Raw genomic sequence first — 16,050 nt, forward strand, 5'->3', positions numbered from 1 at the left:
ACGCTGCGTCCCGAAGGCACCGCCGGAGTTGTTCGCGCGGTCATCGAACACGGTCTCGACCGTGGACAGCTCCCCGTCAAGCTCTGCTACGCGGGTCCGTTCTTCCGCTACGAACGCCCACAGGCCGGCCGCTACCGCCAACTGCAGCAGGTCGGGGTGGAGGCGATCGGCGTCGACGACCCCGCGCTCGACGCCGAGGTCATCGCGATCGCCGACGAGGGTTATCGACGGCTCGGACTGTCGGGATTCCGCCTGGAGATCACCTCACTCGGCGACGACTCCTGCCGCCCGGCATACCGCGACGCGCTGCAGGAGTTCCTGAGCGGACTCGACCTCGACGAGGCGACACGTCAACGCGCACAGATCAATCCGTTACGCGTGCTCGACGACAAGCGGCCCGACATCCGCGAGGCCACCGCCGACGCACCGCTCATGCTCGACTACCTGTCCGACGACGCGCGCGGCCACTTCGAGAGCGTGCTGTCGCATCTGCGCCAGCTCGGCGTCCCGTATGTGATCAATCCCCGCCTGGTCCGCGGCCTGGACTACTACACCAAGACGACGTTCGAATTCGTCCACGACGGACTCGGTGCGCAGTCGGGTATCGGTGGCGGTGGTCGCTACGACGGCCTGATGCGTCAACTCGGCAGCAAGCAGGATCTCTCGGGTATCGGCTACGGCCTCGGCGTCGACCGTACGATGCTGGCTCTCGAGGCCGAGGGCATCGCCCATGTCGACGCCGCGCGGTGTCAGGTGTTCGGGGTGCCCCTTGGTACCGACGCCAAAGCTGAATTGGTCAGTGTCGCAGGGCAACTGCGTGCTGCGGGCGTCAGCGTCGACCTCGCCTACGGCGACCGCGGACTCAAAGGCGCTATGAAGGCCGCCGATCGGTCCGGCGCGAAGCTGGCGCTGGTACTCGGCGACCGTGAACTCGCCGAGGGGACCATCGAGGTCAAGAACCTGACCAACGGTGAACAGCACAAGATGTCGCTGGAGGGCGTCGTCGCAGAGGTCAGTGAACTGCTGGCCTGAGAACGGTTCCCGGGATCCGCGCGAACTGCATCAATCCGGCAATGGCCCCGTATCGGGCATGAAATCCGTTGCGGCACTGCACTATCCGATCGGATAGGCGCGAGGGTCCGATCGACGAGTTTTGATCTGAGCAGATGTTCAGATGAGCGGTGATCGGCCTATCGTCGTGTCATGAGTTCGTCTGTCACCGGGGTCGCGCGTTCCTCGCGACGTCTGTCATCGCTGTCGTCCCGCCTCTCACGCGGGGAGTGGGCGAGTATCGGCGGAATGGTCGCGGCTGTCGCCGCCCTGCACGTGATCGGTTGGGGGACGCTGGTGTTCCTGGTGGCGCCAGAGCATTTCACCGTCGGTCAGAAGACGCTCGGGATCGGCATCGGACTCACGGCGTACACGCTCGGGATGCGGCACGCCTTCGACGCTGACCACATCTCGGCGATCGACAACACGACGCGCAAGTTGATGGGGGAGGGTCAGCGGCCGCTGTCCGTAGGATTCTGGTTCTCACTCGGGCATTCGAGCGTCGTCTTCGGCCTCTCCGTGCTGCTGGCGTTCGGGATCAAGGCGCTCGCAGGCTCTGTCGAGGACGACTCATCGACGCTGCATCAGGTGACGGGCCTGATCGGAACGAGCGTGTCGGGCGGATTCCTGTATCTGATCGCCGCGATCAACATCGTGATCTTGCTCGGCATCCTCCGTGTCTTCCGTGACATGCGGCGAGGCGTGTACGACGAGGCGCAGCTCGAAGAGCACCTCAACAACAGGGGCTTCATGAATCGCATCCTTGGTCGCGTGATGAAGGTCGTCAGCAAGCCGTGGCAGATGTATCCGATCGGCGTGCTCTTCGGACTCGGATTCGACACCGCGACCGAGGTTGCGCTCCTGATCCTTGCCGGATCGAGTGCTGCGGCAGGTCTGCCCTGGTACGCGATCCTGTGTCTGCCGGTCATCTTCGCCGCCGGTATGAGTCTGTTCGACAGCATCGATGGGTCGTTCATGAATTTCGCATACGGGTGGGCGCTCGCCAATCCGGTGAGAAAGGTGTACTACAACCTCATCATCACGGGATTGTCCATCGCGGTCGCACTCGTCATCGGCACCATCGAAGTGCTCGGGCTGCTCGCCGACGAGTTCGGGTGGACGGGCAGGTTCTGGGACGACGTCTCCGGCATCGACCTCAACGTGCTCGGTTTCGTGATCGTCGGATTGTTCGTCGCCACGTGGATCGTGTCGCTGGTGGTGTGGCGCTTCGCCGACATCGAGAAGCGTTGGGGTGCAACGCTTGCGCCGCAGGAAGTGGCAGACCTGCCGAAGTGACCCCGGCGCGTCCGACACGACTGGTTAACGGGTCATCTCCTCGCGCAGGACGTCAAGGCTGACCCCGCCGAGCGCGAGGGCGTTGGTGTGGAAGTCCCTGAGCGTCCACTCGGGGTGTCGGGTCAGCGCTTGCGTCCGGCACTGCTCCCAGACACGTTGTCCCAGCGCATAACTCGGTGCCTGGCCTGCCCACCCGAGGTAGCGGTCGAGCTCGAAGCGCAACACCGCCCGATCCATCGCGACCGACTCGGTGAGGAACTGCCATGCCTTCTCGGCGTCCCAGGTGCCACCACCGACAGATGCGGGTGCCGCCTTGCGGCAGTGGACACCGATGTCGACGACGACCCGCGCCGCGCGAAGGCGCTGCGAGTCGAGCATGCCCATCCGGTCGCCGGGGTCGTCTAGCCAGCCGAGCTCGCTCATCAACCGCTCGGCGTAGAGCGCCCAGCCCTCACCGTGTCCCGAGGTGAAGGACGCGAGTTTGCGCCAGGTATTGAGGTCGGGATCGACGATCGCGGCACCGAGTTGCAGATGATGGCCCGGCACGCCCTCGTGGTAGACGGTCGTCTTCTCCTGCCAGGTGTGGAAGACGGTCTGTTCCGGCGGTACCGCCCACCACATCCTGCCTGGCCGGGAGAGGTCGGCGCTGGGCTGCGTGTAGTAGATGATGCCGGTCGACGACGGTGCCAGCCGACACTCGAGTCGGGTGAGACGGTCGGGAATGTCGAAGTGTGTGCCGGCGAGGCCGTCGACCGCTGTGTCGGACGTCTGCTGCATCCACGCGAGGAACGACGCGCGATCGTGGAGCTGGTACTGCGGTGCGGCGTCGAGGAATTCGAGTGCCTCGGCGACGCCCGCCCCGGGCACCAGGTCTGCGGCGATCGCCTGCTGCTCGGCGGTGATGGCGTCGAGGCGATCCAGCGCCCAGTCGTAGGCCTCGTCGGGATCGACATCGGTGCCGAGGTAGTACGGCAACCGGAGGAGGTACCGGTCGCGACCGATGGCGTCGTCGGGGTCGGCGGAGTCGAGGACCGTAGACCGCAACAGTGCGGCCAGGCCGTCGAACGCGGCACCGGCGCTGTCGAGCGCGGCGGCCAGGTCGACGGAGAGTGTGTCGTCGGAGGCGATCGACGCGGTGTTCTGCGCGATCGCCGCGCGCGCCCCATCGGCTTGTGCCGCAACCAGTTCGACCTGTCGTCGTGCGAGCGCGGGTCCGACGTCGCGTCGGTGCGCGAGTCCGACGATGACGCTGTCGATCGCCGCCGGGATCGCGTTGATCCGCGCCACCATGTCGGCGCACTGATCGGCGGTGTCGGTGGGCATGAGGTCGAAGATGTCGCGAATCGCCTGCAGCGGTGAGGCGATCGCATTGCACTCACCGGTCAGTTCACCGGCGTCGGCGAGTGCGAGTTCGCGATTCAACCCCGCTCGCATCGTGGCGATGGTGACCCTGTCGACGTGGTCGGCGGGTGACGCGGCGTCGAGTCGTGCCAGCGTCGCGCGCACCAGGGCTGCCCGTTCTTCGACGGCGTCGGGGGAGAAGTCGGTCAGTAGACGGTCGTGGCCCGCGAGGCCGTACTCGGTGGCAAGGATCGGGTCGAGGTCGGCGCTACGAGCCAGATGGTCGTCGGCGATCGCGTCGACGGGGGTTGGTGTGCGCCCGGTGTGCTCAGAGGTCATTGGTGGAGAACGTGTCGCACTGGCGTGGGTCGCCGTTCTTGTATCCGGTCGAGAACCAGCGGACCCGCTGATCGGCCGAGCCGTGCGTCCAGCCCTCGGGATTCGAGTTCGCGCCCTGGATCGTGTCGTCGCCGATCGCCTTGGCGGTCTGGATGACCGAGTTGATCTGATCGTTGGTGAGCGGTTCGAGCATCGCGTCGGTGCCTTTGTCGGCGTGATACGCCCATACGCCTGCGTAGCAGTCAGCCTGCAATTCGACGCGGACCGAACCGGACTTGGGTCCTTTGGAGCCGAGCTGCTGACCCTTCTGCAGCGCGCCCGTCAGGTTCTGCACGTGGTGGCCGTACTCGTGCGCGACGACGTACTCCTGCGCCAGCGGGCCGTCGCTGCCACCCATCTGCTTGAGCTCTGCGAAGAACGACGGGTCGAAGTAGGCGGTCTTGTCTACGGGACAGTAGAACGGGCCGGTCGCCGAGGTGGCGGCGCCGCAGCCGGTGTCGACCGAGTTGCTGAAGATGACGGTCTTCGGTGGCGTGTAGCCCTTCATCAGGTCCGACCACACCCGGTTGATGCTGATGGTGGTGGCCTTGATGCGGCAGATGTCGTCGGTGTTGGCCTTTTCGATGGTGCACTGGGCGAGGTGCTCGTCGATCTGGCTCGCCGAGTTGCTCGTCGAACCTCCGGTCGTCGACGACGATCCGAGGATCTGGCCGGGATTGATGCCGAGGAACAGTGCGACCAGCGTGACGATCAGTCCGGCACCGCCGCCGAGCGCGATACGGCCGCCTCCGCCACCGCCGAAACCACCGCCACCCCCGCCACCGGACACGTTGCTGTTGTCCAGCCCCCCGCTGCCTTGGAACGTCATGCAGGTCAGGCTACCGGCGAGGACGTCCGGATACGGGTGAACCACGCCCAATGGTCGCGTCTCGCGGTGGTGTGAGATCGGCGGGTTCGACGCGGGCGGGATACCACTCGGCGACGTCGGGCGCGCCCTCCGTAGGATTGAGCGCGAGATTTCCTCGCTCATACGTCCATCAGGAAGGACTCCAGTGCTCCGCACGCATTTCGCCGGTTCGCTGCGCCGCGCCGACGCGTCGCAGACCGTCACAGTCGCCGGGTGGGTTGCGCGTCGACGCGATCACGGCGGCGTCGTGTTCATCGATCTGCGTGACAGCTCCGGGCTGGTGCAGGTCGTCTTCCGCGAAGAGGCGGTGGCCGAGAAGGCACATCGGCTGCGCGCGGAGTACGTCGTGAAGGTCACCGGCGTCGTCGAGGAACGACCCGCCGGCAGCGAGAACCCGAACCTCCCGTCGGGTGAGATCGAGATCAACGCCACCGAGCTCGAGGTGCTCAACGAGTCGGCACCGCTGCCGTTCCAGCTCGACGAGAGCCCCGGCGAGGAAGCGCGACTGCGGTACCGCTACATCGATCTGCGTCGCGACGGGCCCGCTGCGGCAATCCGCCTGCGCTCGAAGGCGAATGCTGCCGCTCGCGGTGTGCTCGCCGCTCACGACTTCGTCGAGATCGAGACGCCGACGCTGACCCGCTCGACGCCAGAGGGTGCACGCGACTTCCTCGTGCCCGCGCGTCTGCAGCCGGGAACGTTCTACGCCCTGCCGCAGAGTCCGCAGCTGTTCAAACAGCTCCTCATGGTGGCCGGTATGGAGCGCTACTACCAGATCGCTCGCGCCTACCGGGACGAAGACTTCCGCGCCGACCGCCAGCCTGAGTTCACTCAGCTCGACATCGAGATGAGCTTCGTCGACGAGGACGACGTCATCGCGCTCGCCGAGGAGATCCTCGTGGCGCTGTGGCGGCTCATCGGCGTCGAGGTCTCCACACCGATCCCGCGGATGACCTACGCCGACGCGATGCGTCGGTTTGGTTCGGACAAGCCGGATCTGCGTTTTGGGATCGAGCTCGTCGAGTGCACGGAGTACTTCGCCAACACGCCGTTCCGCGTGTTCCAGGCGCCCTACGTCGGCGCGGTGGTCATGGAGGGCGGGGCGTCGCAGCCGCGTCGTACCCTCGACGCCTGGCAGGAGTGGGCCAAGCAGCGTGGCGCGAAGGGTCTGGCGTATGTGCTCGTCGGCGACGACGGCACCCTCGGTGGGCCGGTCGCCAAGAACCTCTCCGACGCCGAGCGTGATGGTCTTGCCGCACATGTCGGCGCCAAGCCCGGCGACTGTGTCTTCTTCGCGGCGGGACCGGCGAAGGCGCAGCGCGCACTGCTCGGTGCCGCACGCAGCGAGATCGCCGTCCGCCTCGGACTGATCCCGGCACCGGGCGAGCCCATCGACCCCTCGACCGCCGCCTGGGCGTTCACCTGGATCGTCGACGCTCCGCTGTTCGAGCCGGCAGACGACGCGACGGCGTCGGGCGATGTCGCCGTCGGCTCGGGCGCGTGGACCGCGGTGCACCATGCGTTCACCTCACCCAAGCCGGAGTCGCTCGACGGCCTCGAATCCGATCCGGGCAACGCACTCGCCTATGCCTACGACATCGTCTGCAACGGCAACGAGATCGGCGGCGGGTCGATCCGTATCCACCGTCGCGACATCCAGGAACGCGTGTTCGCGATCATGGGTATCGACCACGACGAGGCGCAAGAGAAGTTCGGCTTCCTGCTCGACGCCTTCGCCTACGGCGCGCCGCCGCACGGCGGGATCGCATTCGGATGGGATCGCATCACCGCACTGCTCGCGGGTGAGAGTTCGATCCGTGAGGTCATCGCCTTCCCGAAGTCGGGCGGTGGCGTCGATCCGCTCACCGACGCTCCCGCACCGATCACCGCCGCGCAGCGCAAGGAGTCGGGCATCGACGCCAAGCCGAAGCCCAAGGGCGGCGAGTCCGACCAGGGGCCAGCGAAACCGGCGAGCTGAACAGTCGGCGATGGTCCCGCGTGACACATGTCGCACACGGGTGCGAGGGGGACCGCACGTCGGGCGCACGGGCGCTATCTGTGCTGAGATTTCTACCCATGGGGACGTATCTGCTCGACGACCTCCGGGAGGATGACCGGTGACAATCAAGGTGGCGCTCGAACACCGCACTGCGTACGCGTTCGATCGGCCTGTCAAGATCTATCCGCACGTGGTGCGGCTGCGTCCTGCACCGCACTCACGTACTCCGATCGAGGCGTATTCGCTGGCGGTGGAGCCCGCGGGACACTTCTTGAACTGGCAGCAGGACGCGTTCAGCAATTACCAAGCGCGCCTTGTGTTTCCGGAACCCTCGACGACTCTATCGATCACGGTCAGTCTTGTCGCCGACCTCACGGCGATTAATCCCTTCGACTTCTTCATCGAGGACTGGGCCGAGGACTACGGCTTCGACTACCCCGACGAACTGCGCGAAGACCTCGAGATTTATCTCCGACCGGTCGGGGTCACCGAGGGGGAGTTCGCCGGGGCGCCGGTGCATCCCGCCATCGCCGAGTTCGCGGCCGAGCACAAGCCGACATCGCCGACACGCATCATCGACTTCCTCGTCGCGCTCAATCAGGCCGTCCGCGACGCCGTCGGGTACACCGTCCGACTCGAACAGGGCGTGCAGACGCCGGAGTACACGCTCGCCAGCGCCATCGGTTCGTGCCGCGACTCAGCATGGCTCCTGGTGGCACTCCTGCGCGAGCTGGGATTGGCGGCACGCTTCGTCTCCGGCTACCTGGTGCAACTCACGTCGGACATCAAGTCGCTCGACGGTCCGTCGGGACCCAGCGCCGATTTCACCGATCTACACGCATGGACAGAGGTCTACCTGCCTGGCGCTGGGTGGGTGGGCATGGACCCGACGTCGGGTCTGTTCGCCGGGGAGGGCCATATCCCGCTCGCCGCGACGCCGACCCCCGGCGGTGCTGCGCCGATCACCGGCGCAACCGGTCCGTGCCACGCGACCCTCGACTTCTCCAACACGGTTACCCGCTTCCACGAGGATCCGCGGGTCACCCTGCCCTACACCGAGTCGCAGTGGGAGCGGGTCGTCGAACTCGGTGCCGCGGTCGACAAGAAGATGGCAGACAACGACGTCCGACTCACGATGGGTGGTGAGCCGACGTTCGTCTCCCTGGACAACCAGAGTGATCCGGAATGGACGACCGACGCCGACGGTCCGCACAAGCGTGAGTTGGCGTCGAAGCTCGCCGCGCGCCTCGCCGACGACTACGCACCGGCCGGCCTCGTGCAGCGCAGTCAGGGCAAGTGGTACCCGGGAGAGCCGCTGCCACGCTGGCAGATCGCCATCATGTGGCGAGCCGACGGCCAGCCGATCTGGCGTCGGCGAGACCTCTTGGCCGACCCGTGGCAGACGCGCGCACAGGCCGCCGGGGCGATGGCACTCGAGGCGTCGGGACCGAAACCGGGCTCTGGTGGCGATCCCGCTGCCGAAAAGTTGTTGTCCGCGTTCGCATCCGCGTTGGGTCTGCCCACCTCACAGGTGATGCCCGCCTTCGAGGACCCGCTGGTGCGGATGCGCGAATTGTCGGCGCTCCCGCCCGGTGATCCGGGATCCGACCCGACGCTGCCCGCCGCGCGCGCCGCGGCATGGGCGGCTGCTGCCGCCGAAGTCGCCGACGCCGATGCCGACATCGAGCCTGCCGACGATTCGACGCAGGCACGGCGCGAACTGCTCGCCTCCCTCGACGCATCGATCACCGATCCGACGGCGTTCGTCCTGCCCCTGAGCCGCTCCGAGGACCAGACGGCGTGGCAGAGCGCGCGATGGACGACGCGACGTGGTCGTCTGGTGCTGACGCCGGGCACGTCTCCCGCGGGACTGCGTCTCCCGCTGAACTCGCTGTCGTGGGGACCCGCGCCGGTCCTGTACGAAGCCGACCCGTCGGTCCGCGCCGATCCGTTGCCCGACGACGTCGCAGATTCGTTGGGCCGCACCGTTACCGACGTCGACCCAACCGCCTTCGTGCCGCGCACCGCACTGGTCGCGGAGAAGCGTGGCGACACCCTGTACGTGTTCCTACCGCCGACCGCAGAGCTCGAGGAGTATCTCGCGATCGTCGAGATGATCGAGAACGCGGCCGCGGAAATCGACACCCCGGTGGTCATCGAGGGCTACGGCCCACCCGCGGACGCCCGCCTCACCACGTTGACCGTCACACCGGACCCCGGCGTCATCGAGGTCAACGTTCAGCCGACGAGCAGTTTCGCCGAGCAGACAGAGTTGCTCGACTCGCTCTACGAGCACGCACGCCGCGCCAGGCTGGGTACGGAGACGTTCGATCTCGACGGCAGCCACGGAGGAACCGGCGGCGGCAACCACATCACCCTCGGCGGATCGACGCCCGCGGATTCACCACTGTTGCGTCGACCGGATCTGCTGGTGTCGATGTTGACCTACTGGCAGCGCCATCCGTCGCTGTCGTACCTGTTCAGCGGCAAGTTCATCGGAACGACGTCGCAGGCGCCCCGCGCCGACGAGGGCCGCGATTCCGCGCTCTACGAGATGGAGATCGCGTTCGCCGAGATCGACAGGCTCGCGGTGAAGGGCGAACCGGCGCGCGGTGCCGGCGAGAACGGCGACGGGGCACCACCGAATCCGTGGGTCACCGACCGGGCGCTGCGGCACCTGCTCACCGACATCACCGGCAATACCCACCGGGCCGAGTTCTGCATCGACAAGCTCTACAGCCCCGATTCCGCGCGCGGCAGGCTCGGGCTGCTCGAACTCCGCGGTTTCGAGATGCCGCCGCATCAGCGGATGGCGATGGTGCAGTCGCTCCTCGTCCGCTCCCTGGTCTCGTGGTTCTGGGAGAAGCCCTACCGCAGCAGGCTCATCCACCACGGCGCCGACCTGCACGGCAAGTACCTGCTGCCGCAGTACGTCATCGCCGACATCGCGCAGGTCGCCGAGGAACTGCGCGAGGCGGGTTATCCGTTCGACACCGCCTGGCTCGACCCGTTCACGGAGTTCCGGTTCCCGCGCCTGGGGACCGTCGCGATCCGCGAGTACGAGGTCGAACTGCGCGGGGCAATCGAACCGTGGAACACGCTCGGCGAGGAGTCGACGGGTACCGGAACCGCGCGCTACGTCGACTCGTCGATCGAGCGGGTGCAGGTGCGTGTGCAGGGTGCCGAAGACGACCGGTTCGTGTTGACCTGCAACGGATATCCGATCCCGCTGACGGGCACCGGCAGGCCGGGTGAGCGCGTGGCGGGCATCCGGTTCCGGGCATGGCAGCCGCCTAGCGCGCTGCACCCGACCATCAGCATCGACACCCCGTTGACCTTCGACCTCGTCGACACCCTCGCGGGCCGATCCGTCGGCGGCGCGACCTACCACATCGTGCATCCGGGCGGACGGGCCTACGACCGCCCACCGGTCAATGCCGTCGAGGCGGAGTCGCGCAGGAACGGTCGGTTCGAGGCGGCCGGGCACACCAGTGGCTCCGTCGACGTCGGACTGCTCCGGGAGCGGGTCGCCCGCATGGCCACCGACAGTGGGGTCCCGGCGATCCTCGATCTGCGTCGGGCACGTACAGTTCTTCGGTGACTGTTTCAGCGGGCGGCGGTGTGCCCGCGGTGTTCGACAGGTACCGATCCGACGGTTACACGCTGTTCGATCTCGGACAGCTCAATTCGGGCGGTTCCGCACCGGCTGCCGCACGCAACCATTACGACGAAGTGCTCGATTCCGCGGGCGCGATCCGTCCCGCATGGGACGAACTCGTCGCGGGCTACGCGCTGCGTGGCGACGACCGACTGCGGGCGTCGGCGGCGCGGCTTGCCTCGGCGGTATCAGATGAGGGCGTCGTCTACAACCAGGTCGACGGCACCTCGACCATTCCGCGACCCTGGCTGCTCGACGCTGTCCCGCTGATCGTCGACGGTGTCGAGTGGGCCGAGCTGGAGAAGGCGATCACCCAGCGGTCGATGCTGCTCGATCTCATCCTGCGCGACATTTACCGCGACCAGAAGACCATCAACGCAGGGCTGATACCTCCGGAGATGGTCTTCGGGCATCCCGGCTACGTGCGCAAAGCCGCCCGGCTCGAGGTTGCGGGGCCGCACGCGCTGTTCCTGCACGCACTCGACCTCGGACGCCTGTCCGACGGCACCTTCGCCGTCTACGCCGATCGGACGCAGGCGCCGTCGGGCGTCGGGTTCGCCATCGCCGACCGCCGACTGATCTCCCGTACGTTCCCGCAACTGTTCCAGCGCTGTGCACCACGCCCGATGGCGACGTTCGCCGGCACGCTGCGACTGGCGCTGACCGACTACGCCCCGCCGGGGGTCGACGACCCGACCATTGCGGTGTTCAGCCCCGGCAGCATGTCAGAGACCTTCTTCGACCAGGCGCATCTGGCGTCCGTGCTGGGTTTCCCGCTGGTCGAGGGCGCCGATCTGACGGTGCGTGACGGCGCGGTCTACATGCGGTCGCTCGGCAAGTACAAACGTGTCGATGTGCTGCTGCGCCGCGTCGATGCCTCCTACTGCGACCCGCTCGACCTGCGCACCAACTCCCGTCTGGGCGTCGCGGGACTCGTCGAGGCCATCTCCCGTGGAAACATCACCGTCGTCAACACGCTCGGCAGTGGCGTGCTGGAGAATCCGGCGTTGAACACCGTCCTGGCCAAGGTCGCGCCGATGCTCATCGACGAGGAACTCGCTCTCGGATCGGTGCCGACGTATTGGGCAGGCGAGGAGTCGGCGAAATCGAAGATCCTGTCGTCGCTCGACTCACTCGTCCTCACGAACTTCCGTACCGGCGAGGAATTCGTCGGTCCCGCAACGAATTCCGCGACCAGGGAGGTATTGCGTTCGCGGATCGACTCCGACGCCTGGCAGTGGGTGGGCCGCGAGGTCGAGGCATACTCGGTGGCGCCGAGCCTGACCGACGCGGCGTTGCCCGCGCAGGGACGCGGCACGCTGCGTGCCGCACCCGTCTCCGTGCGCGCGTTCTCGGTCGCGCAGGGACCCACCTACGCGGTGATGCCGGGCGGTCTCGGGTCGGTCCTCGCCGACGGCGTCGTCGGCGCGTCACTGGCATCTGTTGCCGCCAAGGACATCTGGGTGACCAATCCCGATGTTGGAGGACATGTTTCGCGGCGTACGGAGTTGCGAGGCGAACCCGACGACGAGGTCGCCATCATCACGCGCCCGGCGTCGACCGGCTATTCCGACATCGCGGCCGCCGCGAGTCCGCGTGTACTCGCCGACATGTTCTGGTTCGGCCGGTACGGCGAGCGCACCGAGTCGGTCACACGGCTGGCGAAGGTCGCCCGCGAGCGCTACCAGGACTTCCAGTACCGGCCGTGGATGTCGGGAACCGCTGCGGTGCCGCTGTTCTTGCATGCGGTCGCCGAGGTGACCGGGACCACCGGCCTGCTCGGCACGGGGGAGACGTTGCTCGACGACGATTCGTCACTCTCGTCGATAGAGCAGGTCAATACCGCGATCGTGAAGATCGCCGAACTGACCGTCAATCGCCACACCCAGGGCACCATCGCACACTCGACCGAACGCCTCGTCGCCACAGCCAGGGCCGTCCGCGACCAGATGTCGACGAGTACGTGGATGGTGTTGACCCCGATGGAGCGCGCGCTCGAGTCGATGACGCGCCAGATCGAACGCGCCCGCGATGACGTCGGTGCGGGCACCGGGGTGTTCGGCGACGCAGCACTCGACCTCGGACCCGATCTCGCCCGCACGCACGAGCACATCCTGCACGGCGCTCTCGCACTGTCCGGTCTGCAAGCCGAATCGATGGTCCACGACGCCGCCTGGCTGCTCATGGATCTCGGCAGGCGTATCGAGCGGGTGATCACGCTCGCCGACCTCACCCGGACGCTGTTCGAGTACGAGCATCCGCTCGATATGGAACAGGCACTCCTGGAGTCGTACCTCAGCGCCACCGAGTCGTCGGTCATCTACCGCAGACGCAACCGCGGTCTCTACCGTGCAGAGGCCGTCGCCGAGCTGTTGATGTTCGACGAGACCAACCCGCGCGCGATGATCTACCAACTAACCAAGATGCACGACGACCTGGCATCGCTGCCCGAGGCGCTGCGCTCTGCCGCCGCCGAGCGAGCGGTCGAGGAGATGACGGCCGAACTGCGTCGCTGCGGCCCGGCCGATCTCAGCAGCGTCGACGGAAACGGTCAGCGCGCTGAGCTCGTCGAATTGACGAGCACACTGCGCGACCGTGCACGCGCGCTGTCCGACCTGCTGAACCGGACGCGGTTCGCTCCGCCGCGCACCGCGCAACCGATCTGGGGAGGTCAGCTGTGACGACACCCGCCGATGCGCCGGCAACGCGCAAGTACCGAGTCTTCCACCGCACCTGCTACACCTACGACGACGAGGTGTCGTCGTCGTATGGCAGGTGCTATCTGACGCCGCGCGACCTGCCGTATCAGCGTGTCCACGACACCGAGACGGTGATCTCGCCCGAGCCCGCTGACCGGTCCGTCGGCGTCGACGTCTACGGCAACATCGACGCCTACTTCCACGTCCGTACCGCTCACCGCGTACTGGAGGTGACCACGACGTCGATCGTCGAGGTCGACCCCATCGACCAGGGACTCGTACACAGCGTCGCCGCTCGCGCGCCCTGGGAGGACGCCCGCCCGGCTGCCGCCGGGGCGGTTCTGGTCGACGAGTTCGTACTCGACCTCGACCCACCGGAGATCACGCCTGCCGTGCGCGACTACGCCGCGGCGGTGTTCACCCCCGGCCGTCCGCTCGTCGACGCGATCATCGACCTGACGGCGCGCATCTTCTCCGACTTCACCTACCGTTCCGGATCGACGGCGATCAGCACGCGCGTCGACACGGTGCTCGAACGTCGGATGGGCGTGTGTCAGGACTTCGCCCGCGTGGCCATCGCCTGTCTGCGGTCGGTGGGACTCGCGGCGCGCTACGAGTCCGGCTACCTCGCGACCGACCCGCCGCCGGGTACCGAGCGCATCTTCGGCGCCGATGCCAGCCATGCGTGGGCCGCGGTTTGGCTGCCCGGTGATCGGTGGCTGGCCTTCGATCCGACGAACAACAAGCTCGTCGACGAACGTCACGTCACCGTGGCGTGGGGTCGTGATTACGACGACGTCCCGCCGCTGCGTGGCGTGATCTACACCGATGCGTCCAAGAGCGAGATCGAGGTCTCCGTCGACGTCAGTCCCTTGTCAGACAAGTCGGAGGCGAGGACGTGAGCGCTGCGGGCCGCATTCGAACCCGACCTGATTCGGGACAGTGTCGGTCGAAAAGCCGTCGGCGAACCGAATTGTTGTCTTTTGCGACGCAAAAGGATCAGGTGAACGAAAACTGCAGGTCGAGGCCGTGCCGTGCAGGGTGCTCCCGTGTTCAGTCGCATAATCCGGTGACGCGTGTCGGCGCCGACGAGTAGGTTGGTTGGTGCCATGACGGTCATCACAGAAAGCCGCGTCACCAGCGTGGTGCGTGCCGCAGAAACAATGTTGTCCCGCCGAGCGGGGTCGCCGGTGGTTCTCGCCGATCCCGAGGATCTCGGAGGAAGCGGCCGAACCACGGTCGTACGGGTACGCGTGGCGCAGAACCCTCTGTCGATGGACCGCACCCTGGTCATCAAGGCGCTCCCGAGTCACGAGGACCCGCAGGCCTTTCACCGCGAGATCGCGTCGTACAAATACGCGACGGCGCTGCCGACGGAGTCGCGGCCCGGTCCGCAACTGATTGCCTCCGATCCCGACAACCGGTTGATGGTGCTCTCCGACCTCGGCCGCGGGCATCCGTTGACAGTGCTGCTCGCCGACGCCGACGTGGTCGAGATGAGCCGTGCGGTGAGCGCGTGGGGTCAGGCGCTCGGTCGGATGCATGCGGCAACGGTCGGCGGAGAAGGCGACTTCGACGCCCTCGTGCGCCACGGTGCTGCAGGCACCGCGGGCAGGGACATCCTCCGCGACGAAGCCATCCGTGCCGTGTCCGCTGCATCGGCACGCGTCGCCGACCTCGGGCTGACGCTTCCCGACGCCGTCGCCGAGGCACTGACGTCGGCGTGCGCACTCTTCGACGAGGGCGACCACCGCGCATTCAGCCCCTCCGACGTCGGCCCCGAGAACATCCTTCTCAACGACGACGGCGTGCAGTTCATGGATTACGAGTGGGGCGGATTCCGCGACGCCACACTCGACATCGCCTACGGATTGGTCACCTTTGCCCCGCAACTCGGGCCGGCAGGCGTCGCTCACCGCCTCGACCTCGAGGTGTCGATGGTCGACGCCTGGCGCTCAGAAGTGGTGCCGATCTGGCCCGCACTCGAGCGCGATCGCTACATGGCACGGCAGTTGCTCACGGCGCGGCTGCTGTGGGTGTGGTTGTCGACGGTGTGGATGCTGCCCGATTCGTCGACCGACACCGTTCCGATGACGCACTATGCCCACGACTGGGCGCTGCACACCAACGATCCCCGTGTCCTCGTGGCGCGCTGGTCCGATCTCGCCGCCGCGGCGACGAGCAACGCCGAGATCTCTGAGTTCGCAACCGAAGTGGGCCTCGCGCTGCAGCGTGCGTGGCTGGACTGACCGCGGTGGGGGGATTGTTCGACCCGCCGCCTCAGAGTTCGACGAGCGGCGCCACATCGCTGACATCGCCGCCGTCACCGAGCGCACCGCTGGCGGTGCGCATGCGTCCGCAGACTCTCGACGACATCGTCGGCCAGCAACACCTCCTCGGCGAGGGGTCACCACTGCGTCGTCTGATCAGCGGATCGGGCGCGGCGTCGGTGATGCTCTACGGCCCACCGGGCACCGGTAAGACGACGATGGCCTCGCTCATCTCGAGCGCGGCGGGCGGACGATTCGAAGCGCTCTCGGCGCTGTCCGCGGGCGTGAAGGAGGTGCGCGCGGTCATCGAGGTCGCGCGGCGTCGACTGGCGGCCGGTGAGCAGACCGTCTTGTTCATCGATGAGGTCCACAGGTTCTCCAAGACCCAGCAGGATGCGTTGCTCGACGCCGTCGAGAACCGGATCGTCCTCCTCGTCGCCGCGACCACCGAGAATCCGTCGTTCTCCGTCGTGTCCCCACTGTTGTCCAGA

At 67.0% G+C, this 16,050-nt stretch carries 10 protein-coding genes; 8 read left to right on the forward strand and 2 right to left on the reverse strand.

Features of this window, described 5'->3' with window-relative positions:
• Together hisS and B3T59_RS09830 are read left to right on the forward strand one after the other, a co-directional pair.
• Positions 1 to 1,032 (forward strand): histidine--tRNA ligase (gene hisS / locus B3T59_RS09825; protein WP_287002130.1); only part of this gene is annotated, 1,032 nt, incomplete at its 5' end.
• 171 nt (positions 1,033 to 1,203) lie between these two features.
• Positions 1,204 to 2,346, forward strand: coding sequence for a HoxN/HupN/NixA family nickel/cobalt transporter (locus tag B3T59_RS09830; protein WP_287002131.1), 1,143 nt, complete (start codon positions 1,204 to 1,206; stop codon positions 2,344 to 2,346).
• 24 nt (positions 2,347 to 2,370) lie between these two features.
• Here B3T59_RS09830 and B3T59_RS09835 read toward each other — a convergent pair whose 3' ends face one another.
• Both B3T59_RS09835 and ypfJ read right to left on the reverse strand, forming a co-directional pair.
• Positions 2,371 to 4,026, reverse strand: a complete 1,656-nt coding sequence (locus B3T59_RS09835; RefSeq protein WP_287002132.1) for a DUF885 domain-containing protein — start codon at positions 4,024 to 4,026, stop codon at positions 2,371 to 2,373.
• Entirely contained in the window at positions 4,016 to 4,894 is an 879-nt protein-coding gene (ypfJ, locus tag B3T59_RS09840; protein ID WP_064863373.1) for a KPN_02809 family neutral zinc metallopeptidase, read from the reverse strand. Before ypfJ ends, B3T59_RS09835 begins: the two co-directional genes overlap by 11 nt.
• Before the next feature lie 184 nt (positions 4,895 to 5,078).
• Here ypfJ and aspS point away from each other — a divergent pair, with 184 nt between their 5' ends.
• From aspS to B3T59_RS09870, 6 genes are all read left to right on the forward strand, one after another.
• Positions 5,079 to 6,911, forward strand: coding sequence for an aspartate--tRNA ligase (gene aspS, locus B3T59_RS09845; RefSeq protein WP_287002133.1), 1,833 nt, complete (start codon positions 5,079 to 5,081; stop codon positions 6,909 to 6,911).
• A gap of 139 nt (positions 6,912 to 7,050) precedes the next feature.
• Complete coding sequence (locus B3T59_RS09850) at positions 7,051 to 10,533, forward strand: DUF2126 domain-containing protein (protein WP_287002134.1); 3,483 nt, start codon at positions 7,051 to 7,053, stop codon at positions 10,531 to 10,533.
• Positions 10,530 to 13,271, forward strand: a complete 2,742-nt coding sequence (locus B3T59_RS09855) for a circularly permuted type 2 ATP-grasp protein (protein ID WP_287002135.1) — start codon at positions 10,530 to 10,532, stop codon at positions 13,269 to 13,271. Before B3T59_RS09850 ends, B3T59_RS09855 begins: the two co-directional genes overlap by 4 nt.
• Positions 13,268 to 14,191, forward strand: a complete 924-nt coding sequence (locus tag B3T59_RS09860) for a transglutaminase family protein (protein WP_251721260.1) — start codon at positions 13,268 to 13,270, stop codon at positions 14,189 to 14,191. The genes B3T59_RS09855 and B3T59_RS09860 overlap by 4 nt, the downstream gene beginning before the upstream one ends.
• A gap of 207 nt (positions 14,192 to 14,398) precedes the next feature.
• Positions 14,399 to 15,538 (forward strand): hypothetical protein, encoded by a 1,140-nt coding sequence (locus tag B3T59_RS09865; protein WP_005202643.1) that lies wholly within the window; start codon positions 14,399 to 14,401, stop codon positions 15,536 to 15,538.
• Positions 15,539 to 15,543: 5 nt separating this feature from the next.
• On the forward strand, positions 15,544 to 16,050 hold a 507-nt coding region (locus tag B3T59_RS09870), incomplete at its 3' end, for an AAA family ATPase (RefSeq protein ID WP_287002136.1).

The sequence above is a fragment of the Gordonia sp. UBA7860 genome (assembly GCF_002500165.1).
In the GTDB taxonomy this organism is placed as follows: domain Bacteria; phylum Actinomycetota; class Actinomycetes; order Mycobacteriales; family Mycobacteriaceae; genus Gordonia; species Gordonia sputi.